The organism is Alsobacter sp. R-9, from assembly GCF_054612375.1.
The window spans coordinates 214,335-234,376 of record NZ_JBTSWJ010000008.1 but is presented as its reverse complement, the minus strand read 5'-3'; the positions used below and the strand labels follow the sequence as shown (position 1 = coordinate 234,376).

General features: G+C 71.3%; 20 protein-coding genes. 11 read left to right on the top strand and 9 right to left on the bottom strand.

Annotated elements, in window-relative coordinates; genetic code table 11:
* Positions 1 to 48: 48 nt before the first annotated feature.
* From ACX9GQ_RS14935 to ACX9GQ_RS14895, 9 genes are all read left to right on the top strand, one after another.
* Positions 49 to 990: an AAA family ATPase gene (locus tag ACX9GQ_RS14935; RefSeq protein WP_459630350.1), complete on the top strand. Its 942-nt coding sequence runs from the start codon at positions 49 to 51 to the stop codon at positions 988 to 990.
* A 31-nt stretch (positions 991 to 1,021) separates the two neighbouring features.
* On the top strand, positions 1,022 to 2,263 hold the full coding sequence (locus tag ACX9GQ_RS14930; protein ID WP_459630349.1) for a vWA domain-containing protein: 1,242 nt from the start codon (positions 1,022 to 1,024) through the stop codon (positions 2,261 to 2,263).
* 86 nt (positions 2,264 to 2,349) lie between these two features.
* Positions 2,350 to 2,673 (top strand): XdhC family protein, encoded by a 324-nt coding sequence (locus ACX9GQ_RS14925; RefSeq protein WP_459630348.1) that lies wholly within the window; start codon positions 2,350 to 2,352, stop codon positions 2,671 to 2,673.
* Complete coding sequence (locus ACX9GQ_RS14920; RefSeq protein WP_459630347.1) at positions 2,673 to 3,380, top strand: XdhC family protein; 708 nt, start codon at positions 2,673 to 2,675, stop codon at positions 3,378 to 3,380. Before ACX9GQ_RS14925 ends, ACX9GQ_RS14920 begins: the two co-directional genes overlap by 1 nt.
* Positions 3,381 to 3,390: 10 nt before the next feature.
* A complete protein-coding gene (locus ACX9GQ_RS14915; RefSeq protein ID WP_459630346.1) occupies positions 3,391 to 4,407 on the top strand; it encodes a molybdopterin-binding protein in 1,017 nt (338 codons plus the stop codon).
* Positions 4,407 to 5,012, top strand: coding sequence for a nucleotidyltransferase family protein (locus ACX9GQ_RS14910; RefSeq protein WP_459630345.1), 606 nt, complete (start codon positions 4,407 to 4,409; stop codon positions 5,010 to 5,012). The genes ACX9GQ_RS14915 and ACX9GQ_RS14910 overlap by 1 nt, the downstream gene beginning before the upstream one ends.
* Positions 5,013 to 5,325: 313 nt before the next feature.
* A complete protein-coding gene (locus ACX9GQ_RS14905; protein WP_459630344.1) occupies positions 5,326 to 6,063 on the top strand; it encodes an SDR family NAD(P)-dependent oxidoreductase in 738 nt (245 codons plus the stop codon).
* Between the two features lie 372 nt (positions 6,064 to 6,435).
* Positions 6,436 to 6,705 carry an usg protein gene (locus ACX9GQ_RS14900; RefSeq protein ID WP_459630343.1) on the top strand — a complete coding sequence of 90 codons (270 nt, stop codon included), beginning with the start codon at positions 6,436 to 6,438 and terminating at the stop codon, positions 6,703 to 6,705.
* Positions 6,706 to 6,868: 163 nt separating this feature from the next.
* Positions 6,869 to 7,471 carry an exopolysaccharide biosynthesis protein gene (locus tag ACX9GQ_RS14895; RefSeq protein ID WP_459630342.1) on the top strand — a complete coding sequence of 201 codons (603 nt, stop codon included), beginning with the start codon at positions 6,869 to 6,871 and terminating at the stop codon, positions 7,469 to 7,471.
* Positions 7,472 to 7,483: 12 nt separating this feature from the next.
* Here ACX9GQ_RS14895 and ACX9GQ_RS14890 read toward each other — a convergent pair whose 3' ends face one another.
* The 7 genes from ACX9GQ_RS14890 to map form a co-directional block, all read right to left on the bottom strand.
* A complete protein-coding gene (locus ACX9GQ_RS14890; protein WP_459630341.1) occupies positions 7,484 to 9,724 on the bottom strand; it encodes a putative bifunctional diguanylate cyclase/phosphodiesterase in 2,241 nt (746 codons plus the stop codon).
* A 123-nt stretch (positions 9,725 to 9,847) separates the two neighbouring features.
* The gene (locus ACX9GQ_RS14885) at positions 9,848 to 10,591 is read right to left on the bottom strand and encodes a peptidase (protein WP_459630340.1); all 744 of its coding nucleotides are present in this window, start codon (positions 10,589 to 10,591) and stop codon (positions 9,848 to 9,850) included.
* A 111-nt stretch (positions 10,592 to 10,702) separates the two neighbouring features.
* Positions 10,703 to 11,524 (bottom strand): transglutaminase family protein, encoded by an 822-nt coding sequence (locus ACX9GQ_RS14880; RefSeq protein ID WP_459630339.1) that lies wholly within the window; start codon positions 11,522 to 11,524, stop codon positions 10,703 to 10,705.
* A gap of 55 nt (positions 11,525 to 11,579) precedes the next feature.
* A complete protein-coding gene (locus ACX9GQ_RS14875) occupies positions 11,580 to 12,521 on the bottom strand; it encodes an alpha-E domain-containing protein (RefSeq protein WP_459630338.1) in 942 nt (313 codons plus the stop codon).
* Positions 12,514 to 13,932 carry a circularly permuted type 2 ATP-grasp protein gene (locus ACX9GQ_RS14870; protein WP_459630337.1) on the bottom strand — a complete coding sequence of 473 codons (1,419 nt, stop codon included), beginning with the start codon at positions 13,930 to 13,932 and terminating at the stop codon, positions 12,514 to 12,516. The genes ACX9GQ_RS14875 and ACX9GQ_RS14870 overlap by 8 nt, the downstream gene beginning before the upstream one ends.
* A 178-nt stretch (positions 13,933 to 14,110) precedes the next feature.
* A complete protein-coding gene (gene radC / locus ACX9GQ_RS14865) occupies positions 14,111 to 14,818 on the bottom strand; it encodes a RadC family protein (protein WP_459630336.1) in 708 nt (235 codons plus the stop codon).
* A 4-nt stretch (positions 14,819 to 14,822) separates the two neighbouring features.
* A complete protein-coding gene (gene map, locus ACX9GQ_RS14860) occupies positions 14,823 to 15,656 on the bottom strand; it encodes a type I methionyl aminopeptidase (protein WP_459630335.1) in 834 nt (277 codons plus the stop codon).
* A 161-nt stretch (positions 15,657 to 15,817) separates the two neighbouring features.
* Here map and ACX9GQ_RS14855 point away from each other — a divergent pair, with 161 nt between their 5' ends.
* Positions 15,818 to 16,651, top strand: a complete 834-nt coding sequence (locus tag ACX9GQ_RS14855) for an FkbM family methyltransferase (protein WP_459630334.1) — start codon at positions 15,818 to 15,820, stop codon at positions 16,649 to 16,651.
* A gap of 233 nt (positions 16,652 to 16,884) precedes the next feature.
* On the opposite strand, the gene ACX9GQ_RS14850 is transcribed toward ACX9GQ_RS14855, so the two are convergent.
* Together ACX9GQ_RS14850 and ACX9GQ_RS14845 are read right to left on the bottom strand one after the other, a co-directional pair.
* Positions 16,885 to 17,856, bottom strand: a complete 972-nt coding sequence (locus ACX9GQ_RS14850) for a Bug family tripartite tricarboxylate transporter substrate binding protein (RefSeq protein ID WP_459630333.1) — start codon at positions 17,854 to 17,856, stop codon at positions 16,885 to 16,887.
* A gap of 55 nt (positions 17,857 to 17,911) precedes the next feature.
* Positions 17,912 to 19,006: a 4-oxalomesaconate tautomerase gene (locus ACX9GQ_RS14845; protein WP_459630332.1), complete on the bottom strand. Its 1,095-nt coding sequence runs from the start codon at positions 19,004 to 19,006 to the stop codon at positions 17,912 to 17,914.
* Positions 19,007 to 19,105: 99 nt separating this feature from the next.
* Between ACX9GQ_RS14845 and ACX9GQ_RS14840 the strand changes: the two genes are divergently transcribed.
* The gene (locus ACX9GQ_RS14840; protein WP_459630331.1) at positions 19,106 to 19,999 is read left to right on the top strand and encodes a LysR family transcriptional regulator; all 894 of its coding nucleotides are present in this window, start codon (positions 19,106 to 19,108) and stop codon (positions 19,997 to 19,999) included.
* The last annotated feature ends 43 nt before the right edge of the window (positions 20,000 to 20,042 follow it).

The following is a 20,042-nucleotide window of genomic DNA, read 5'->3' as shown; positions in this document are numbered from 1 at the left end:
GCCCGCCCGGACGCCCGACCGCAAGACGTTCACCGAAAGACCGCTCCCATGGCCTCCACCCCTGCCGCCCGCCCGCTGCCCGCCTCCATCGACGACACGGTCGCGCTGCTCGAGAGCGGGCGCTATGTCGCCGACCGGTCGCTCGCAACGGTGGTGTTCCTGGCGCTGCGGATGGGGCGGCCGATCCTGCTGGAGGGCGAGGCGGGCGTCGGCAAGACCGAGATCGCCAAGGTGCTCGCCCAGACGCTGGGCCGCCGCCTGATCCGCCTGCAGTGCTATGAGGGCCTCGACGTCGCTTCCGCCGTCTACGAGTGGAACTACGCCGGCCAGATGATGGCCATCCGCCTCGCCGAGGCGCAGGGCGCCGTCGACCGCGGCCGGCTGGAGGAGGACGTCTTCTCCGAGCGCTACCTCGTGAAGCGGCCCCTGCTGCAGGCGCTGACGCCCGACCCGGCCGGCGCGCCGATCCTGCTCATCGACGAGCTCGACCGCACCGACGAGGCGTTCGAAGCCTTCCTGCTCGAGATTCTTAGCGACTTCCAGGTGACGATCCCGGAGCTGGGGACGATCAAGGCCGAGCACGCGCCCATCGTCATCGTCACCTCCAACCGCACCCGCGAGATTCACGACGCGCTGAAGCGGCGCTGCCTCTACCACTGGGTCGACTACCCCAACGCCGAGCGCGAGCTCGCCATCCTGCGCGCCAAGGCGCCGCAGGCCCCGGCGAAGCTGAGCAAGGAGATCGTCGCCTTCGTGCAGGCGATCCGTGCGCAGGACCTCTTCAAGGTGCCCGGCGTCGCCGAGACGCTGGACTGGGCCTCCGCCCTCGTCGAGCTCGACGCCGTGGCGCTCGACCCGACGCTCGTCTCCGACACGCTGGGCGTGCTGCTGAAGTACCAGGACGACATCCAGAAGATGCAGGGCTCGCAGGCCAAGGCCATCCTCGACCAGCTCAAGGCCGAGGCCACCAACGTGAAGCGGGCGGTGTGAGGGTGCGAAGGGCGGCCGGGGGCAGCGCGGCGTGAACGGGACACCCGACATCCTCACGCCGGCGGGCGGCGACGGGCGGCTCGCGGAGAACATCGCGTTCTTCGCCCGCGCGTTGCGCGACGCCGGGCTGCCGGTGGGGCCGGGGGCGGTGCTCGACGCGCTGGCGGCGGTCGAGACGGCGCGCGTCGGCACGAGGGCGGACTTCTACTGGACGTTGCATGCCGTGTTCGTGAAGAAGCACGAGCACTCCGACATCTTCGACCAGGCGTTCCGCATCTTCTGGCGGCGCAAGGCGCTCGTCGAGAAGATCATCGCGACGCTGTCGCCGATCTCGCCCGGGCAGAAGGACGAGAAGCCGAAGAAGCCGGATGCCGGCGCCCTGCGGGTCGCCGAGGCGCTGCTCAAGCAGACGAAGCGCGAGGAGGAGAAGCCGGAGGAGCAGACGGAGTTCTCCGCCCGCCTCACCGTCTCCGAGCGCGAGATCCTGCAGTCGCGCGACTTCGCGCAGATGACAGCCGAGGAGATCGCCAGGGCGCAGCGCGCCATCGCCATGCTGCGCCTGCCCGACGACCGCATCGACACGCGCCGCATGGTGGCGGCGGTGCGGGGCCGGCGCGTCGACCCGCGGCGCTCCTTCCGCCGCTCGCTGCGGGCCGGCGGCGCCGTCATCGACCTCGCCTACCGCGACGTGGAGCAGAAGCACCCGCCGCTGGTGGCGCTGTGCGACATCTCCGGCTCGATGGCCGACTACACGCGGCTGTTCCTGCACTTCCTCCACGCGCTCACGGATGCCCGCCGCCGCGTGCACACCTTCCTGTTCGGCACGAGGCTCACCAATGTCAGCCGCGCGCTGAAGAGCCGCGACCCGGACGAGGCGCTCGCGCTGTGCTCGACGCAGGTGCAGGACTGGTCGGGCGGGACGCGGATCGCCACGTGCCTGCACGAGTTCAACCGCCGCTGGTCGCGCCGCGTGCTGGGGCAGGGCGCCGTGGTCCTGCTGTTCACCGACGGGCTGGAGCGGGACGGGACGGACGACCTCGCGGTCGAGATGGACCGGCTGCACCGCTCCTGCCGGCGGCTGGTGTGGCTCAACCCGCTGCTGCGCTTCGGCGGCTTCGAGGCCAAGGCGCAGGGCATCCGGGCCATGCTGCCGCATGTCGATGAGTTCCGGCCGATCCACAACCTCCAGTCCATGGACGCGCTGATCAAGGCGCTGGGCGAGGAGGGCGGGGCCGACGCAGACCCGCGCCGCTGGCTGAAGAGGGTCGCGTGAGGCGGGTGGCGTGAGAGGGCCCGCGGGCGCATGATCCCGCAGGGCGGCGTCATCGCCGGCCTGGCAGACCAAGAAGGAGAGCCGACATGCTGTCCACCGACGACGACATCCTGAACCATGCGGAGGCCTGGCGCCGCGAGGGCAAGGGCGTGGCCATCGCCACCGTGGTGGAGACCTGGGGCTCCGCCCCGCGGCCCGTGGGCAGCCATCTCGTCATCGACGAGGAGGGCAACTTCCTCGGCTCAGTCTCTGGCGGCTGCGTCGAGGGCGCCGTCGTCACCGAGGCCATCGACGTGATCGGCACGGGCGCGCCGCGCATGCTGGAGTTCGGCGTCGCCGACGAGACCGCCTGGCGCGTCGGCCTGTCCTGCGGCGGGCGCATCCGCGTCTTCGTCGAGAAGGTGGCGTGATGGACCTCGCCCTGCTCTCCATCCTGAACGCCGAGCGCAAGGCGCGCCGGGCGACCGTGCTCGTCACGCGCGTCGCCGACGGCCGGCAGCGGCTCGTCCGCGAGGCCGACGTGGCGGGCGACTCGCTCGCCGACCTGCTGCGCGAGCGTCTGCGCTCCGGCAAGAGCGGCATGGCCGAGACGCCCGAGGGCGACGTCTTCCTGACCGTTCAGGTGCCGCCCGTGCGCATCCTCGTGACGGGCGCCGTGCACATCTCGCAGGCGCTCGCGCCGATGGCGCGGTTGCTCGGGCACGACGTGGTCATCGTCGACCCGCGCACCGCCTTCGCCACCCCGGAGCGGTTCCCCGACGTGGCACTGCACGCAGAATGGCCGGATGCGGTGCTGCCGACGCTCGGCGTCGACCGCTACACGGCCTTCGTGGCGCTGACGCACGACCCGAAGATCGACGACCCGGCCCTCGACCACGCGCTGAAGTCCGACTGCTTCTACGTCGGCGCGCTCGGCTCGCGGAAGACGCACGCCAAGCGGGTGGAGCGGCTCGCCGCGGCGGGCTTCACGCCCGAGCAGATCGGCCGGATCAAGGCGCCGATCGGCCTCAACATCGGCGCGATCAGCCCGGCGGAGATCGCGCTGTCGATCCTGGGCGAGATCACCGCGGCGCTGCGGCTCGACCCGGCGACGGGGCATAAGAAGGGCAGCGGCTGAGGGAGGCCCCATGCAGTTCGGAGCGGTCCCCCTCGCGCAGGCCATCGGCGGCATCGCGGTGCACTCGGTGCGCGCGGGCGAGGCCGTGGTCCGCAAGGGCACGGTGGTCACCGAGTCCGACGTGGCGAAGCTGCGCGAGGCCGGCATCGACACCATCGTCGTCGCCCGCCACGAGGCCGGCGACGTGCCCGAGGACGAGGCCGCGCGCCGCCTCGCCACCGCCGCGGCGGGGGAGGGTGTTCGCGTCGAGCGGCCCTTCACCGGGCGCAGCAACCTCTTCGCCGAGCACGCCGGCGTGCTGGTGGTCGACGAGGCGGCGGTCGACCGCATCAACACCGTCGACGAGGCAGTGACCATCGCCACGCTCCCCGCCTTCCGGGCGGTGGAGGAGGGCGAGATGATCGGCACGGTCAAGATCATCCCGTTCGCCGTGCCGGAGGCGCTGCTCGCGCGCGCCGTGGCGGCGGTCGCCGTGCCACCCGTGCGCGTCGCCGCCTTCCGCCCGCTGAAGGTGGGCGTGGTGTCGACGCTGCTGCCGGGGCTGAAGCCGTCGGTGGTGCGCAAGACCATCGGCGTGCTGCAGGGCCGGCTGGGCCCGGCCGGCGCCGCCATCGTGGCGGAGAGCGAGGTGCCGCACGAGGCCGACCGGCTCACCGACGCCCTGGCCACGATGGCGCAGGGCGGGGTGGACCTTATCGTCGTCTTCGGCGCCTCCGCCATCACCGACCGGCGCGACGTCATCCCCGCCGCACTCGAGGCCGCCGGGGGGCGCATCGAGCATTTCGGCATGCCGGTGGATCCGGGCAACCTGCTCCTCGTGGGGGCGATGGGCGACCTGCCGGTGCTCGGCGCGCCGGGCTGCGCCCGCTCGCCGAAGGAGAACGGCTTCGACTGGGTGCTGCAGCGGCTCATGGCGGGCCTGCCCGTGCGGCGCGCGGACATCGTGCGCATGGGCGTCGGCGGGCTGCTGATGGAGATCGTCCAGCGCGGCCAGCCGCGCGAGGCCCACGGCGGGGAGGGGGAATGATGCGCACCACGCTGAAGGGCATCGGCGCCATCGTGCTGGCGGCCGGCCGGTCGAGCCGCATGGGGAGCAACAAACTCCTCGCCGACCTTGCCGGGCGGCCCATGGTGCGGCACGTCGCCGAGGTCGCGCTCGACTGCGGCGCGGCGCCGGTGCTCGTCGTGACCGGTCACGAGGAGGCGGCGGTGCGCACGGCGCTCGACGGGCTCGACGTGACCTTCGTGGCCAACCCCGCCTACGCGGACGGCCTCTCCACCTCGCTCAAGGCGGGCATCGGGGCGCTGCCGGAGGACGTCGACGGGGCGGTCGTGCTGCTCGGTGACATGCCGCTGGTGCGCGCGGCCTTCATCCGCCGCCTCGTCGCGGCGTTCGAGGCCGAGCCGGGCGGCTGCGCCGCGGTGCCGCTCCACGACGGGGCGTGGGGCAACCCCGTGGTCCTCGCCCGGGCGCTCTTTGCCGAGGTCGCAGGCCTTTCCGGCGACGCGGGCGCGCGGCGCCTGCTCGAGGCGCACCGTGACACGGTGATCGAGGTTCCCGCCGACGACAGCGTCCTCGTCGACGCCGACACGCCGGATGCCCTGAAGGCGCTGCGCGACCGGCAGGTGTGAGAGGGCGGCCGCGAAGGCCGGCATCGGGATCCTGCGTCCTTCGAGACGGCCGCTGCGCGGCCTCCTCAGGATGAGGAGATCCGGGGCTGCCCCGCCTGACGGTGGCCCTGTCCCACAATGTCCCTCATCCTGAGAAGCGGCCGCAGGCCGCGTCTCGAAGGACGCACGATGGTCGTGCCGCTGCGAACGCCTGCGTGCTGCCAGATCGCGTGACGGCGCGGCGTGTCGGCGCGCCGCCATTGATCTCGAGGCCCCCTCCCTTAGGTGCTGCGCTTCGGGCGGCGAGGGTGCCGCCGAAGGCAGCGAGGATGGCATGACGGCTCCGGTGGTGGTGTTCGGCGGGACGGGCGGGATCGGCAGCGCGGTGGCGAGGGCCCTGCGGCAGCAGGGGCGGGCCGTGCACCTCGTGGCGCGGGACCGGGCCCGGGTCGACGCGCTGGCGGCCGAGATCGGCGCCACGGGCACGGCCGCCGACGTGGAGGAGGCCGAGGCCGTCCGGGTGGCGGTGGGCGAGGCCGCCGCCGCGGGCGGGGGGCGGCTGTCGGGCCTGTGCTACGCCGTCGGAACGATCAACCTGAAGCCGTTCGGGCGGCTCACGGATGCCGACTTCGAACGCGACTTCCGCATCAACGCGCTCGGCGCGGCGCGGGTGGTGCAGGCGGCCGTTCCCGCGCTGCGGGAGAACGGCGGCGGCAGCGTGCTGCTGTTCTCGACCGTTGCCGTGGCGCAGGGCTTCACCGCGCATGCCTCCGTCGCCATGGCCAAGGGCGCGGTGGAGGGCCTGACGCTGGCGCTGGCGGCGGAACTGGCGCCGAAGGTGCGGGTCAACTGCATCGCCCCCTCGCTGACGCGCACGCCCCTCGCGGCGGGCCTCACCGCCAACGAGGCGATGGCCGGCGCCATCGCGCAGATGCATGCCGTGCAGCGCCTCGGCGAGCCCGCGGACATCGCACCGATGGCGGCGCTGCTCCTCGGCGAGGAGGCGTCGTGGATCACCGGGCAGGTGATCGGCATCGACGGCGGCCGCTCGCGCCTGCGGACCAAGGGGTGAAGGGCGGGCTCCCCGGCCTGGGCCTTCCACGCTGTCATCCCGGCGCGCCGCAGGCGCGGGAAGGGATGCACCGCCGACCGTTCGGCCGGATCCCCTTCCCGACCGGCTTCGCCGGTCGCCGAGGATGATGGTGAGGGGGCTTCGACGGTCGTCGGGGATACTCTGGGAGGGGGCTCCGCGGGACGCCGGGGATGACGGCGAGGGCTGGCCCGCTTGTCAGCACTCCGTCATCACTGCTGCTAAAACATTGATGTTCATCAGGAATTTACAACTCGCCCCGGATCATGAACCATTGCGTTCGTGGTGCATTCTCCGGGGCGGCTCCCGGGGCGAGCCTGGGCCGAAGCCTCCCCCCGGAGGGAAGGAGGCTTCATGGTTTCGCAGGACTTCATCAAGCAGCTCAATGGCTACGGCCTGACGACCGCGCGCATCCTCTACCGCCTGCCCGACTACCCGACGCTCCTGCAGACCTATGTCTGGCAGGATTACGACGTGGCCCCCGACTTTCCCGTGCTCAACGACTTCCTCGCCTTCTGGCGGGACAGCCTCGAGGGTCCGCTGCACTCGGTCCAGGTCGCCCATGCCCGGCTGGTGAAGCCCGCGGAGCTCAAGCTCAGGGGCGGGGAGTTCCGGCTGCACTAGGTCCCCGCCCACCGGCGCCCGCGGCTTTCCCGCAACTCGCGGGAGGTCGTCGGGAGGAGGGCATCGGCCTTCGGGACGGCACGGCGCTTGGAGAACCCGGCGTGGTGCGATACATGAACGCGCGTCCGTTCATGGACGCCCTGCCCACGCGTACCCGGGACCCATGGCGGCCGCCACCCTCAGAACCTCCGAAATCCTCGCAGGACTTGCGGCCGCGACCGGCGATACCCGCATCACCGTGCGGGAGGTGGTGGGGGCGCTCGGCGAACGCGCCTACTCGCTCCTGATCGTCGTCCTCGCGCTTCCCAACTGCCTGCCGATGCCGCCGCCGATCCCGCTCATCTGCGGCATCCTGCTCGCCGTCGTGGGGGTCCAGATCTTCGTCGGGCGGCCGCAGCCCTGGTTGCCGCAGCGTCTCCTCGACCGCAGTCTCTCCCGGGCCGACGTGGAGCGGGCGGCCAACCGGGCGGTCCCGTGGCTGCGATGGCTGGAGCGCTTCGCCCGGCCGCGCTTCGGCGTGTTCGCGTCCGACCTCGCGATGCGGCTCATCGGCATCGCCCTCGTTGCGTTCTCGCTCGCGCTCGTCTTCGCCGCGCCCTTCATCGGGCAGATCCCGCTGGGGCTCGGCATCGCCCTCGTCGGCCTCGGGCTCGTGGAGCGCGACGGCTACGTGGTGATCGGCGGGCTCGTGGTGGGGTCGATCGGCACCAGCCTGACGCTGGGCTTCATCGTGGCGCTGGTCGCGAGCGCCGAAGCGATCTTCTGAACCGAGGCGGGGTCAGGCCACCGCGCGGGCACGCAGCCGGACGACCTCTCCCGGGTTGGCGAGCAGGTCGTCGATGTCGCGGGCCGACACGGGGCGGCAGAACAGGAAGCCCTGCAGCTGGTGGCAGCCCACCGCCTGCAGGAAGCGCTGCTGCTCCAGCGTCTCGACGCCCTCCGCCGTCACGGTCAGGCCGAGAGCACGGCCCAGATGCACGACCGAGTGGACGAGGATGGCGCTCTCCCCCGTCGACTCCATCGATTCCAGGAACGACCGGTCGATCTTGATCTTGTCGAAGGCGAAGCGCCGCAGATAGATCAGTGATGAGTAGCCCGTGCCGAAGTCGTCGAGCGCGAAGCGGAAGCCGCGGGCCCGCAGCTCCATCATGGCGTTCTCGGCGGCGTCGGCGTCCTCGACGATGACGCCTTCCGTCACCTCCAGCTCGACGCGGCCGGGATCCATCTCCTCCTCGGCGACGATGCGCGTCACCGCCTCGACGAAGTCGGTCTGGCGGAACTGGATCGGCGAGACGTTCACGGCCACGCTGATGCCGGTCCAGCGGCGCGCGTCGCGGCAGGCGCGGCGGAGCACCCATTCGCCCAGCAGGCCGACGAGGCCGCGCTCCTCGGCGATGGGGATGAAGTTCGCCGGCGGGATGGCACCGTGGATCGGGTGGTTCCAGCGCACCAGCGCCTCGACGCCCTGCACCTTGCGGCCGTCGGCGGAGAACTGGGGCTGGTAGAGGATGTCGAGCTCGTCGCGCGCGATGGCGCCGCGCAGGTCGTCCTCGACCGCCTTGCGCAGCCGCAGGGCGTCGTCCATGCCGAGCTCGAAGAAGCTGTAGCGGTTGCGCCCGTCGTTCTTGGCCCGGTACAGCGCGAGGTCGGCGAGCTTCATCAGCCGCTCGCGCTCGCGGCTGTCCGCGGGGGCGATGGCGATGCCGACCGAGACGCCGACGGTGGCGGTGCCGGCCGAGAGCGAGAAGGGCGGCTCGATGGCGTCGAGGACGCGCTGGGCGAGCGCCGCGCAGTCGCCCGGGTTGCGCACCCGCGTCTGGATGATGGCGAACTCGTCGCCGCCGAAGCGGGCCAGCAGGTCGGCCCCGCGCAGCGTGTCGGCGAGGCGGCGGGCCACCTGGCAGATCAGCTCGTCGCCGGCCTCGTGGCCGAAGGTGTCGTTGACCTCCTTGAAGCGGTCGAGGTCGAGGAACAGCACGGCGACGCTCTCCGTGGTGTCGCGGATGCGGGAGAGCTCGGCGTCGAGGCGCTTGGTGAAGTTGACCCGGTTCGGCAGGCCGGACAGCGGGTCGTGGTGGGCGAGGTGGTTGGCCTGCTGCTCGCGGTGCACGAGGTCGGTCGTCACCGAGCGCACGTGCGCGAACATGAAGGCGGAGAACACGCCGATGGCGAAGATGGCGATGAGGATGGAGGGGAACACGTGCTCCATCACGTTGTCGCCCGGCCGCTCGGGCGTCCAGACGAAGCGCGGGCGCAGGCCGCCGTCGAGCGACATAAGCCGCAGGGACGCGGCCGTCTCGCCCGGCGTGGTCTCGACGTGCAGGTCATCGAAGCCGGAGGTGAGGGCGCCGTCGCGCAGCAGTTCCGGCGTGAGGGGTCGCAGCGCCAGCGCCACGAGCCCGCCGAAGGCGCCGGACGCGGCGGCCTCGCCCGGAAGCGCCACGCCTACGACGATGCGGGCGCTGCGCCCGTCGTGCAGGACGCGGGCGACCCCCGTCAGCGCCACCGCGGTGGCCGGGCTGCGGGTGGAGGCGAGGCGCCCGTCGCGCCGCAGGGTCAGCTGGGCGACCCTGTCGCGCACGTCGGCCAGGACCCCGGCGAACAGGGCGCGGCGGCTCTCGAAGGCCCGCTGGTCGGCGGGCTGGTCGTCGACGCGGCCGGTGACCACGAGGTCCTCCGGCGTGACGATGAAGCTCGCCTCGAAATCGAAGAAGGTATCGAGGGCCTCGCCGATCTGCTTCTGCGCCCGGCCCGGGATCATCGGGTAGCTGAGGACCGACAGCGCCTCCTCGGAGGTGGCGATGCGCGCCAGCTGCTCCAGGGCCTGCCGCTTGCGGCTGTCGATGGCGCCGAGGAGCTGGGTCTTCTGCCGCTCGATGGCCAGTTCGTTCGTCCGCTGGCCGGTCCAGATCAGGCCGCCCACGGCCAGCGCCAGCATGGACAGCAGGATGCCGGCCACCGGCCAGACGATCCTTGCCGTCGCAGCGCTCGGTGCGACCAATCCGTTGCTGGGCGGCATTCCCTGGTTCCGGGACTCTCGATCAGGAAAGCCATGACACAGCTTTCCTACCGATCGGTTTCGCCCGGACGTGCAACCTCGGCGCGTCTGACCGCAGGAATACTTACTTATGCGCGAAGAGCGCTACTTCGGCTTGTAGGGCGGTGGGGGGATCGCGATATGGGCGGCCCGCAGCGCCGCCGACCAGCGCTCGCGCAGGTCATGGAAATAGGGTTCGCCCGCCTCGATGCGGTGGACGAGGTCCGGCGCCAGCGCGTCCCGGCGCAGCGTCACGATGTCGATGGGCAGGCCGACGCCGAGATTCGAGCGCATGGTCGAGTCCATCGAGATGAGGCCGAGCTTCAGCGCGTCCGACAGGCTCGTCTCGTAGGTCACGGCGCGGTCGAGGATCGGCTTGCCGTACTTGTGCTCGCCGATCTGCAGGTACGGCGTCTCGATCCCGCACTCGATGAAGTTGCCGGCCGCGTAGAGCATGAAAAGGCGCGGCGCGGCGCCGCGGATCTGGCCGCCGATCAGGATCGACACGTCGAACTTGATGCCGGCCTCGTCGAGGCTGCGGCCGTCGACGGCCCGGACCTTGTGGACGGCGCGCCCGACGAGCTGGGCGGCGCGGAACATCGTCGGCGCGTCGAGGAGCGTCTCCATCTCGCCGGTCGTATCGTTCTCGATGCCCTCGCTGAGGAAGCTGACCACCGACTGGGAGATTGACAGGTTGCCGGCCGTCGCCAGCGCGATGACACGCTCGCCGGGCTTCTCGAAGACGTGCAGCTTGCGGAACGTCGAGATGTTGTCGAGGCCCGCGTTGGTGCGGGTGTCGGCGATCATCACGAGGCCGTCGCGAACGAGGATGCCGGCGCAATAGGTCATCGGGAAGTCTCTCGTCTCCGGTCGGCGGTCCGGGCCGTCGGTGCCTGCTGCGAGGCAGTCGGCGGCGCGTCGGGGGCAAGCTCTAGCGGGTCGGGCGGTCGGGGGCCAGCGTCACGACTGCGACTGGCCCTGCGTCGTCAGGCGGATGGACACGTCGAGCGACTCGTGCCCGCCGCCGAAGCGGGTGCCGCGCACGGGCGCCGCGCCGTCGGCGTCGAGGCCGATGGCGACGCGGACATGGCCGACGCTGGGGCAAACGTCGTGGACGGCGTCGAAAGCGACCCAGCCCAGCCCCTCGACATAGGCCTCGGCCCACGCGTGCGCCGTGCCGCCGTGCTCCTCGCCCGGATCGCACCGGTAGCCGCTGACATAGCGGGCCGGGATCTCGATGCGCCGCGCGGCGGTGACGAAGACGTGCGCGAAGTCCTGCGCCACGCCGGCCTTCGCGGCGAAGGCGGCGGCCGCGGAGGCGGCGGCGCCGTCACGCGGGGGCAGGGCATTCATCGCCGCGTTGAGGCCGGTCTTGAGGGCGTGCAGCCGGGTCAGCGTATCGGGCCCGGCGGCGGCGGACGTGTCGGTCGCGAAGGCCGCGATCGCCTCGTCGGGCATCGTCAGCGGCGTCTCGCGCAGGAACACGATGGGCGGGAACCGCTCGATGGTGCCGCGCACCACGCCGGCGGTGTCGTGGGTCTCCACCTCGCCGTCCACCCGCACGCTGAGGCGCTCGACCGGTCCTGCGACCGACAGGCCATGCGTGGCGTTGCCGAAGGCGTCCTCGGCGGGCTTCAGGCGCGCGTCGATGTCGACGTCGATGCGCCAGTGCACGACGTATTGCCCGTCATGGTTGCGGGGCGTCAGGCGCAGCGTCTGGATCAGCGACTTCGCCGGCGGGTCGTAGTCGTAGACCGTCTGGTGGGAGACGCGGATGCGCATGGAAGAACCCTGGCGCGAGGAACCCTCGGGCGGCGCCGGCGTCCGCCCGTCATCCTCATACGAGGTACTGGTCGGTGATGGCAGCGCCCAGCTTGTTGTTGTCCACGATGAAGGCGTCGATGAACTCGTGCAGGCCCGTCTTGAACACCTCCTCGATGGTGGTGTTCTCCAGCCGCGTGAGGATCGACCGCGACAGGCGCTGGGAGGTGCCCTGGCGCCCGTACTTGCGGCCGATGTCGTCGAGGAAGCGCACGATGTTCTCGTAGGACGAGGCCAGCGAGCGCGGCATCTGCCGGTTGAGGATCAGGAGGTCGGCGACGAGCCAGGGCTTCAGGCTCTCGCGATACACCCAGTGGTAGGCCGTGAGCGCCGAGACCTCGCGCAGGATCGTCGACCACTGGAAGTAGTCGAGGCTGCCGCCCACCTGCTCGTTCTCGGGCAGGAGCACGTGGTACTTCACGTCGAGGATGCGGGCGGTGTTGTCGGCACGCTCGATGTAGACGCCGAGGCGCGAGAACCAGTAGGCGTCGGACCTCAGCATCGAACGGTAGGCCGAGCCGTCGAAGGCCAGCGAGACCGATTTCACCCACTCGAGGAAGCGGGCGAACTCCTCGCGCGTCATCTTCTTCGAATCGTATTTCCGCAACTCGAGGTAGGCACCGTTGATCGCCTCCCACATCTCGCCGGTGAGCGCGGTGCGCACGGCGCGGGCGTTGGACCGGGCGGTCTCGAAGCAGTTGCGGATGGAGGAGGGGTTGTCGGGGTTGAAGGCCAGGAACTCCGTCACCGTGCGCTCGTTGGCGGCGCCGTGGTGGCGGTCGAAGGCGTCGGAGGCGCCGGCGGTCAGCACGGCGCTGCGCCACTCGTTGCCGGCTCCGCCATAGGCGGCCGGCAGGGTGGCGAGGCGCGCCGTCGCATCGAGGATGCGCGCGATGAACTCGGCCCGCTCGATGTAGCGGGAGACCCAGTAGAGGTTGTCGGCGGTCCGGCTAAGCATCGAGCACCCAGGTGTCCTTGGTTCCGCCGCCCTGGCTGGAATTGACCACCAGGGAACCCTCCTTCAGCGCGACGCGGGTGAGGCCGCCGGGCACGATGCGCACCTGGTCCGACCCCGACAGCACGAAGGGCCGAAGGTCGACGTGGCGCGGCGCGACGCCGGAGGCGACGAAGGTGGGGCAGGTGGAGAGCGCGAGCGTCGGCTGCGCGATAAAGCCGTCCGGCGCCATCTTCAGCTTGCGGCGGAACTCCTCGACCTGCTGGCGCGTGGCGTGCGGGCCGACAAGCATGCCGTAGCCGCCGGAGCCGTTGACCTCCTTGACCACCAGCTCGGGCAGGTGGTCGAGCACGTAGGTCAGCGCCTCCTTCTCGCGGCAGCGCCAGGTGGGCACGTTGTTGAGGATGGGCTCCTCGCCGGTGAAGAAGCGGATGATCTCCGGCATGTAGCTGTAGACGGCCTTGTCGTCGGCGACGCCGGTCCCCACCGCGTTGCACAGCGTGACGTTGCCGGCCATGTAGGCGCTCATCAGCCCCGGCACGCCGAGGATCGAGTCCGGCCGGAAGGCGAGGGGATCGAGGAAGTCGTCGTCGATGCGCCGGTAGATGACGTCGACGCGCTGCGGCCCCTGCGTCGTGCGCATGTAGACGATGTCCTCGCGCACGAAGAGGTCCGAGCCCTCGACGAGCTCGATGCCGAGCTTGTCCGCGAGGAAGGAGTGCTCGTAGAAGGCCGAGTTGAACTGTCCGGGCGTCAGCAGCACGCAGACAGGGTCGCGAGAGGCGCTGCGCGGGGCCACCGAGCGCAGCGTGGCGAGCAGGCTGTCGGGATAGTTCTCGACCGGGGCGACCCGGTGCTCGGCGAAGAGCTCCGGGAAGAGCCGCATCATCACCTCGCGGTTCTCCAGCATGTAGGAGACGCCAGAGGGCGTGCGGGCATTGTCCTCGAGCACGTAGAAGGTGTCCGGGTCGACGCGCACGATGTCGATGCCGGCGATGTGGACGTAGATGTCGTGCGGCACCTTGCGGCCCGCCATCTCGGGCCTGAAGCCGGGATTGCGGTAGACGAGGTCCTCCGGGATGATCCCGGCCTTCAGGCACTCGCGCGGGCCGTAGACGTCGCCCAGGAAGGCGTTAAGCGCATTGACGCGCTGGACGAGGCCCTTCTCCAGCCGATTCCACTCCGGCTTGGTGAGAACACGCGGGATGATGTCGAAGGGGATCAGCCGCTCGGTGGCCTCTGCGTCTCCGTAGACGGCGAAGGTGATGCCGATGCGCCGGAAGAACAGTTCGGCCTGGCTTCGACGCAGCGCGATGTGGTCGGCGGGGACGGTGTCGAGCCATTGCTTGAGGGCCCTGTAGGCCTCCCGGATCTCCGACCCGCCGCCGTGCATTTCGTCGAAGGCTGACGCCATCCCGCTCCCCCGAAGCCGCCCGACCGACGCGGCGGCACACTCCTCGTGCGAAGCGTAACCGCAAAGCCCGTGCCAGTGGAAGGAACTTGCATGCGACGCGGGCGCCGCCGGGGCCTTGCCGAAGAATTGGGCAGGCGCGGCTGAGCCCTTGGGCGGTCGGACGGAGTCAGGTGCGGTTTCAGAAGAGACCGAGGCCCTTGAGGCTGCTGTGGCCCTGCCGGCCGACGATGATGTGGTCGTGCACGACGATGCCGAGCGGGCGGGCGGCCTCGGCGATCTCGCGCGTCATGCGGATGTCCGCCTGCGAGGGCGTGGGGTCGCCGCTCGGATGGTTGTGCACCAGGATGACGGCGGAGGCGGAGAGTTCCAGAGCCCGCTTCACCACCTCTCGCGGATAGACGGGCGTGTGGTCGACGGTGCCGGTCTGCTGCACCTCGTCGGCGATGAGCGCGTTGCGCTTGTCGAGGAACAGGATGCGGAAGCTCTCCCGGTCCGAGAAGGCCATGGCGGCGCGGCAGTAGTCGATGACGGCGGACCACGAGCCGAGCACGGTGCGCTTGGCGACGGCGCCGCGCGCCAGCGCCAGCCCCGCCGCCTCGACGATCTTCAGCTCGACGGCGGTGGATTCGCCGATGCCGGGAACCTCCATCAGCCGCGTGACGGGCGCGCCGAGCACCTCCGGCAGCGAGCCGAAGCGCGCGATCAGCGCCTTGGCCAGCGGCTTGACGTCCTTCTGCGGGATGGCGCGGTAGAGGATGAGTTCGAGGAGCTCGTACTCCTCCAGCGCGAGATGACCCACGCGCATGAACCGGCTTTTCAACCTCTGGCGGTGGCCCCGGCGGTGGTCCTCCCCGGTATCGTACCCGGGAGGAGCCGCTTCGCGCATCGCCTCAGCCGGCCGCGCCGGCGGCGGGAGGCATGTCCCAGCCCTTCGGGGAGAGGGTGAAGATCTCGACCCCCGTCTCGGTGACGGCGACGGTGTGCTCGAACTGCGCCGAGAGCGAGCGGTCGCGGGTGACGGCGGTCCAGCCGTCGCCGAGCACCTTCACGTGAGGGCGGCCGAGGTTGATCATCGGCTCGACGGTGAAGAACATGCCGGGCTTGAGCGGCACGCCGTCGCCGCGCCGGCCGTAGTGCAGGATGTTCGGCTCGTCGTGGAACAGCCGGCCGAGGCCGTGGCCGCAGAAGTCGCGCACCACCGAGCAGCGCTCGGCCTCCGCGAAGTCCTGGATGGCGGCGCCGATGTCGCCGGTCGTGCCGCCGGGGCGGATGGCGGCGATGCCGCGCATCATGGCCTCGTAGGTCACCTCGACGAGGCGCTGGGCGCGGCGCGGCACGTCGCCGACGAGATACATGCGCGAGCTGTCGCCGTGCCAGCCGTCCAGCACCAGCGTGACGTCGATGTTGACGATGTCCCCGTCGCGCAGCGGCTTACTCTCGGGGATGCCGTGGCAGACGACGTGGTTGATCGACGTGCAGATGCCCTTGCGGAAACCGCGGTACATCAGCGGCGCCGGGTAGGCGCCGTGGTCCATGGCGAACTCGAAGACGAGGCGGTCGAGGTGCTCCGTGGTCACGCCGGGCCGCACTTCCGGCACCAGCATGTCCAGCGCCCGGGCCGTGAGCTGGCCGGCGTGGCGCATGCCCTCGAAACCCTCGGGGCCGTGGAGCTTGATCTCGCCCGTCTTCCGGCTGGCTGACTGGGCGGCGTCGACGAAGGTCATCGGGACGTCCCGGACGGAATGCAATGCCATCACATGGGCCAATCCGCGCCCCGGCGCAAGATCGGTGGTTAACCGGGGGCTGGCGCGCGGGGCCGCGAGGCTGTAGTCGTGCGCCCATGTCGAGCTCCACCGCCGCCCCGGATACCGCCGGAACGAGCCCCATGACGCGCTCCACGGACACCAGCGCCTACGGCACCCACCAGCCGGCGGGTGCCTTGGCGCGGCTGATCGCGTTCAGCCGCCGGATGCCGCGCAGCTGGGCCGGCCGGCGCCTCGCCTTCGCGGCGCGGCAGATCGGGCTTTGGATGCTGCGCGGGGAGCCGGTCGACATCGAGTCGGTCGGGGCCCGGATGCGGCTCTACCCGGGCAACAACGTTTGCGAGAAGCGCCTGCTGTTCACGCCGCAGTACTTCGATCCGGACGAGCGCGCGGTGCTGGAGCGGCACATTAGGGAAGGGTTCGTCTTCGTCGACGTGGGGGCGAACGTGGGCGGCTACGCCCTCTTCGTCGCCGCCCGGGCGGGCGCGACCGGCCGGGTGCTGGCGGTCGAGCCGCAGCCCGTGGTGTTCGAGCGGCTCGTCTACAACATCCGCCAGAACCCGTTCGGCACGGTGAAGGCCGTGGACTGCGCCGTCGCCGACAAGGCGGGCGAGCTGACCCTGTTCGTCGACACCAAGAACCACGGCGAATCGTCTGTGAAGTTCGTCGGGCTCTCCGGCGGGCCGGCGGTGAAGGTCGCCGCCAAGACGCTCATCCAGCTCCTCGACGAGGAGGGCTTCGACCGCGTCGACGCGATCAAGCTCGACGTGGAGGGCGCAGAGGACCTGATCCTCGAGCCGTTCCTGCGCACCGCGCCCGAGAGCCTGCTGCCGCGGCTCTTCCTGATCGAGAACGGCACCGGGCGCTGGCAGATCGACCTGCCGGAGCTGCTGCGCGAGAAGGGCTACGCGCTCGTCGCCAAGACCCGCGTCAACCTGATCTTCGAGCGCTTCTGAGACTGCTCCCGCCCCTCATCCGCCCGCTGCGCGGGCACCTTCTCCCCGCAGGCGGGGCGAAGGGAGCGGCACCGTTGCGCCTTTTGCGATGACGTCCGGTGCCGGGGCGCTGTCGGTCGCAACGCGCTATCGGTTGTGAGGCGCCGTGGCGCCGCCCCCCTTCTCCCCGTCCCACGGGGAGAAGGTCCCGGAGCGAAGCGGAGGGGGATGAGGGGCGGCGTCGCCCCTCCCGCTCAGTCGAGCTTGAAGCCCGATTCCTTGATCACGCTCGCCCAGCGGGCCGACTCGGTGCGCATCATGGCGCCGAAGGCGTCGGCCGAGTTGCCGACCGGGGTGGCGCCCTCGGCGGCGAGGCGCTCCTTCAGGGCGCCGCCGGTGATGGCGCCGGTCGTCGCCTCGCGCAGCTTCTCGACGATGTCCTTCGGCGTGCCCTTCGGCACCGCGAAGCCGTACCAGGCGGTCGCCTCGTAGCTGGGGAAACCTTTCTCGGCGACGGCCGGGACGTTCGGCAGCGAGGCGACGCGGCCCTGGCCAGTGACGGCGAGGGCGCGCAGCTGGCCGCCCTCGACGAGGCCGACGACGGAGGGCAGCGTGGTGATCATGAAGTCGGTCTGGCCGCCGACGAGGTCGTTCAGCGCCGGGCCGGCGCCGCGGTAGGGCACGTGGACGATGTTGATCTTCGCGACCTGTCCGAGCAGCAGCGCCGCGAGGTGGCTCGCCGAGCCGTTGCCGGCGGAGCCGTAGCTCAGCTTGCCGGGGTTCTTGTTGGCGACCTCGATGAACTGCTCGAAGGTCTGGATGGGCGAGGCCTTCGGCACGACGAGCACGAGCGCGGCCGAGGCGATCAGCGTCACCGGGTCGAAGGCGGCGAGCGGATCGACCTTCACCGACTTGAACATGTGCGGGTTGACGACCATCGGGCCCTGGTTGGCCATCAGCACGGTGTAGCCGTCCGGCGCCGCCGTCGCGGCCTGCGCCGTGGCGACGTTGCCGCCGGCCGCGCCGTTGTTCTCGACGACCATGCTCTGGCCGAGACGCTCGCCGACGCCCTGCGCGACGAGGCGGGCGATGGCGTCGGTGCCGCCGCCGGCGGCGTAGGGCACCACCAGCTTGATGGGCCGGCTGGGATAGCCCTGGGCGAAGGCCGGCAGGGCGGCAACAGCGGCGAGGGTGACGCCGAGAAGGGCGCTGCGGACGCGAAGCATGGGTTTCCTCCGAGTGTGGTTATGCTGGATCAAGGCCGGCGGGCCAACGGCGCCGTCAGGCGGCGCGCGAGGCGAAGGCGAGGCTGTCGGGGACGGGCACGAGGAGCGTGCCCTCGAAGATCCGGCGGGCGGTGCGCACGACGCTGACCGTGGGCTCGGCCCGTCCGGCGTCCCGCTCGACGTGCAGTTGCAGGCGCCCTGACGGGTGCTCGACGACGATGTCGACGGGCGGGACGGGAGGGGCGACGAGGGCTTCCAGCACCGTCCCGGGCGACGTCGCGGCGGTGGCGAGCGCGACGCCGCCCGTGACGGCGAGCGCCTTGTGGCAGTTCGCCGGCATGAAGTAGCGGGCGGCGAAGGCGCCGCCGGCGCGGGGGGGCGCGACCAGGACCGGCTTGGGGATGACCTTTCCGGAGACGTCGCCGAGGCCCATCCGGCGTCCCGCCTCCCGCCGCACGGCCTCGATGCGGGCCATCAGCGCGGCGTCGGCGTCGAGCGCCTCGGGCGTCTCGGCGCCGGTCTTGCCGAGGCTCGCCGCCGCCATGACGACGAGCGGCATGGCGGCGTCGACGCATGTCACCTCGATGCCGTCGATCGTCTCGCGGCGAAGGCCGGTGGGGAACAGGCCGCTGGTGCGGGAGCCCGCGGCATCGACGAAGGCGAGGTGGACCGCCGCGGCGGTGCCGGGCACGCCGTCGATGGCGGTCGTGCCGTCGTAGGTGACCCGGCCGCCGGGCGTGGCGACCCGCGCCTCGATCACCTTGCCGGTGTTGACGTTGTGGATGCGGACCGCGGTGGTGCCCGAACGGGCCGGGACGAGGCCCTGCTCGATGGCGAAGGGGCCGACGGCGGCGAGCATGTTGCCGCAGTTGGGGGAGGTGTCGACGCTGCGCTCGAGCACCTTCACCTGCGCGAAGAGGTAGTCGATGTCGGCGCCCGGCACGGTCGCCGGCCCGACGATGGCGACCTTGCTCGTCAGCGCGTTGCCGCCGCCGAGGCCGTCGATCTGCAGGGCGTGGCCGGCCCCCATGGCGCCGACCAGCACGAAGTCGCGCCGGGCCGGGTCCGACGGCAGGTCCGAGGCCAGGAAGAACGGGCCGCGGGAGGTGCCGCCGCGCATGAGCACACAGGGGATCCGCAGGGTCGCCATGGTCGGGGCACTCTCTTGCGAGCATCAATTGCCGCGACCAAACTGCTAGGCGGATCAATACACGTTGAGAAATGCAAAGATTCGCGTTATTGATCCGCTATGCGGATCAATTTTGAGCTCCAGGACCTGCGGGCGTTCCTGACCGTCCTCGATCTCGGCGGCTTCCATCGCGCCGCCGAGGCGCTGGCCATGTCGCAGCCGGCGCTGTCGCGGCGCATCCAGGCACTGGAAGCGGCGGTGGGCGCGCCGCTCATCGAGCGGACCACGCGCCGCGTGGCGCCGACGTCCGTCGGGGCGTCGTTTGCGCCGCTGGCGCGCCGGCTCCTGGACGAGCTCGAGGACACGCTGCTCGGCATGACGGGCGTGGGGCAGTCGCAGGCGGGTCAGGTGACGCTGGCCTGCGTGCCGACGGCGGCCTTCTACTTCCTGCCGCGCGCCATCGAGGCGTTCAACGCGCGCTTCCCGCAGATCCGCTTCCGCATCCTCGACCTCTCCGCCAACGAGGGCCTCCAGAGCGTCTCCCGCGGGGAGGCGGAGTTCGGCATCAACCTGCTCGGCAGCTCCGACCCGGACCTGCAGTTCACCCCGCTGGTCGAGGACCCCTACGTGCTCGCCTGCCGCAACGACCACCCCTTCGCGCGGCGCGAGCGGCTGTCGTGGTCCGACATGCAGGGCGAGCGGCTGATCGGCGTGAGCCGCGCCAGCGGCAACCGGATGATCCTCGAGAACGCGCTGGCGCGCACCGGCGTGCGGCTCACGTTCCAGTACGAGGTGAACCACCTGACCACGTCGCTGGGGCTGGTCGAGCGCGGGCTCGGCATCTCCGTGCTGCCCCGCCTCGCGACGCCCGAGGGGCCGCACCCGCTCATCGTCACCAAGCCCATCCAGCCCGCCGTGACCCGGACCATCGGCCTCGTCGAGCGGCGCATGGCGCGGCTGTCGCCGGCGGCGCAGCGCTTCCGCGACATGCTGATGGAGTTCGCGCGGGGGTAGGGCGCCGGCCCCTCATCCGCCCCTTCGGGGCACCTTCTCCCCG

Bases quoted from the DNA above. Each gene is read 5' to 3' on its own strand.
- ACX9GQ_RS14935 (WP_459630350.1), top strand. From the start codon at position 49: ATGGCCTCCACCCCTGCCGCCCGCCCGCTGCCCGCCTCCATCGACGAC.
- ACX9GQ_RS14925 (WP_459630348.1), top strand. From the start codon at position 2,350: ATGCTGTCCACCGACGACGACATCCTGAACCATGCGGAGGCCTGGCGC.
- ACX9GQ_RS14920 (WP_459630347.1), top strand. From the start codon at position 2,673: ATGGACCTCGCCCTGCTCTCCATCCTGAACGCCGAGCGCAAGGCGCGC.
- ACX9GQ_RS14915 (WP_459630346.1), top strand. From the start codon at position 3,391: ATGCAGTTCGGAGCGGTCCCCCTCGCGCAGGCCATCGGCGGCATCGCG.
- ACX9GQ_RS14910 (WP_459630345.1), top strand. From the start codon at position 4,407: ATGCGCACCACGCTGAAGGGCATCGGCGCCATCGTGCTGGCGGCCGGC.
- ACX9GQ_RS14905 (WP_459630344.1), top strand. From the start codon at position 5,326: ATGACGGCTCCGGTGGTGGTGTTCGGCGGGACGGGCGGGATCGGCAGC.
- ACX9GQ_RS14900 (WP_459630343.1), top strand. From the start codon at position 6,436: ATGGTTTCGCAGGACTTCATCAAGCAGCTCAATGGCTACGGCCTGACG.
- ACX9GQ_RS14895 (WP_459630342.1), top strand. From the start codon at position 6,869: ATGGCGGCCGCCACCCTCAGAACCTCCGAAATCCTCGCAGGACTTGCG.
- ACX9GQ_RS14890 (WP_459630341.1), bottom strand. From the start codon at position 9,724: ATGCCGCCCAGCAACGGATTGGTCGCACCGAGCGCTGCGACGGCAAGG.
- ACX9GQ_RS14885 (WP_459630340.1), bottom strand. From the start codon at position 10,591: ATGACCTATTGCGCCGGCATCCTCGTTCGCGACGGCCTCGTGATGATC.
- ACX9GQ_RS14880 (WP_459630339.1), bottom strand. From the start codon at position 11,524: ATGCGCATCCGCGTCTCCCACCAGACGGTCTACGACTACGACCCGCCG.
- ACX9GQ_RS14875 (WP_459630338.1), bottom strand. From the start codon at position 12,521: ATGCTTAGCCGGACCGCCGACAACCTCTACTGGGTCTCCCGCTACATC.
- ACX9GQ_RS14870 (WP_459630337.1), bottom strand. From the start codon at position 13,932: ATGGCGTCAGCCTTCGACGAAATGCACGGCGGCGGGTCGGAGATCCGG.
- radC (WP_459630336.1), bottom strand. From the start codon at position 14,818: ATGCGCGAAGCGGCTCCTCCCGGGTACGATACCGGGGAGGACCACCGC.
- map (WP_459630335.1), bottom strand. From the start codon at position 15,656: ATGACCTTCGTCGACGCCGCCCAGTCAGCCAGCCGGAAGACGGGCGAG.
- ACX9GQ_RS14855 (WP_459630334.1), top strand. From the start codon at position 15,818: ATGACGCGCTCCACGGACACCAGCGCCTACGGCACCCACCAGCCGGCG.
- ACX9GQ_RS14850 (WP_459630333.1), bottom strand. From the start codon at position 17,856: ATGCTTCGCGTCCGCAGCGCCCTTCTCGGCGTCACCCTCGCCGCTGTT.
- ACX9GQ_RS14845 (WP_459630332.1), bottom strand. From the start codon at position 19,006: ATGGCGACCCTGCGGATCCCCTGTGTGCTCATGCGCGGCGGCACCTCC.
- ACX9GQ_RS14840 (WP_459630331.1), top strand. From the start codon at position 19,106: ATGCGGATCAATTTTGAGCTCCAGGACCTGCGGGCGTTCCTGACCGTC.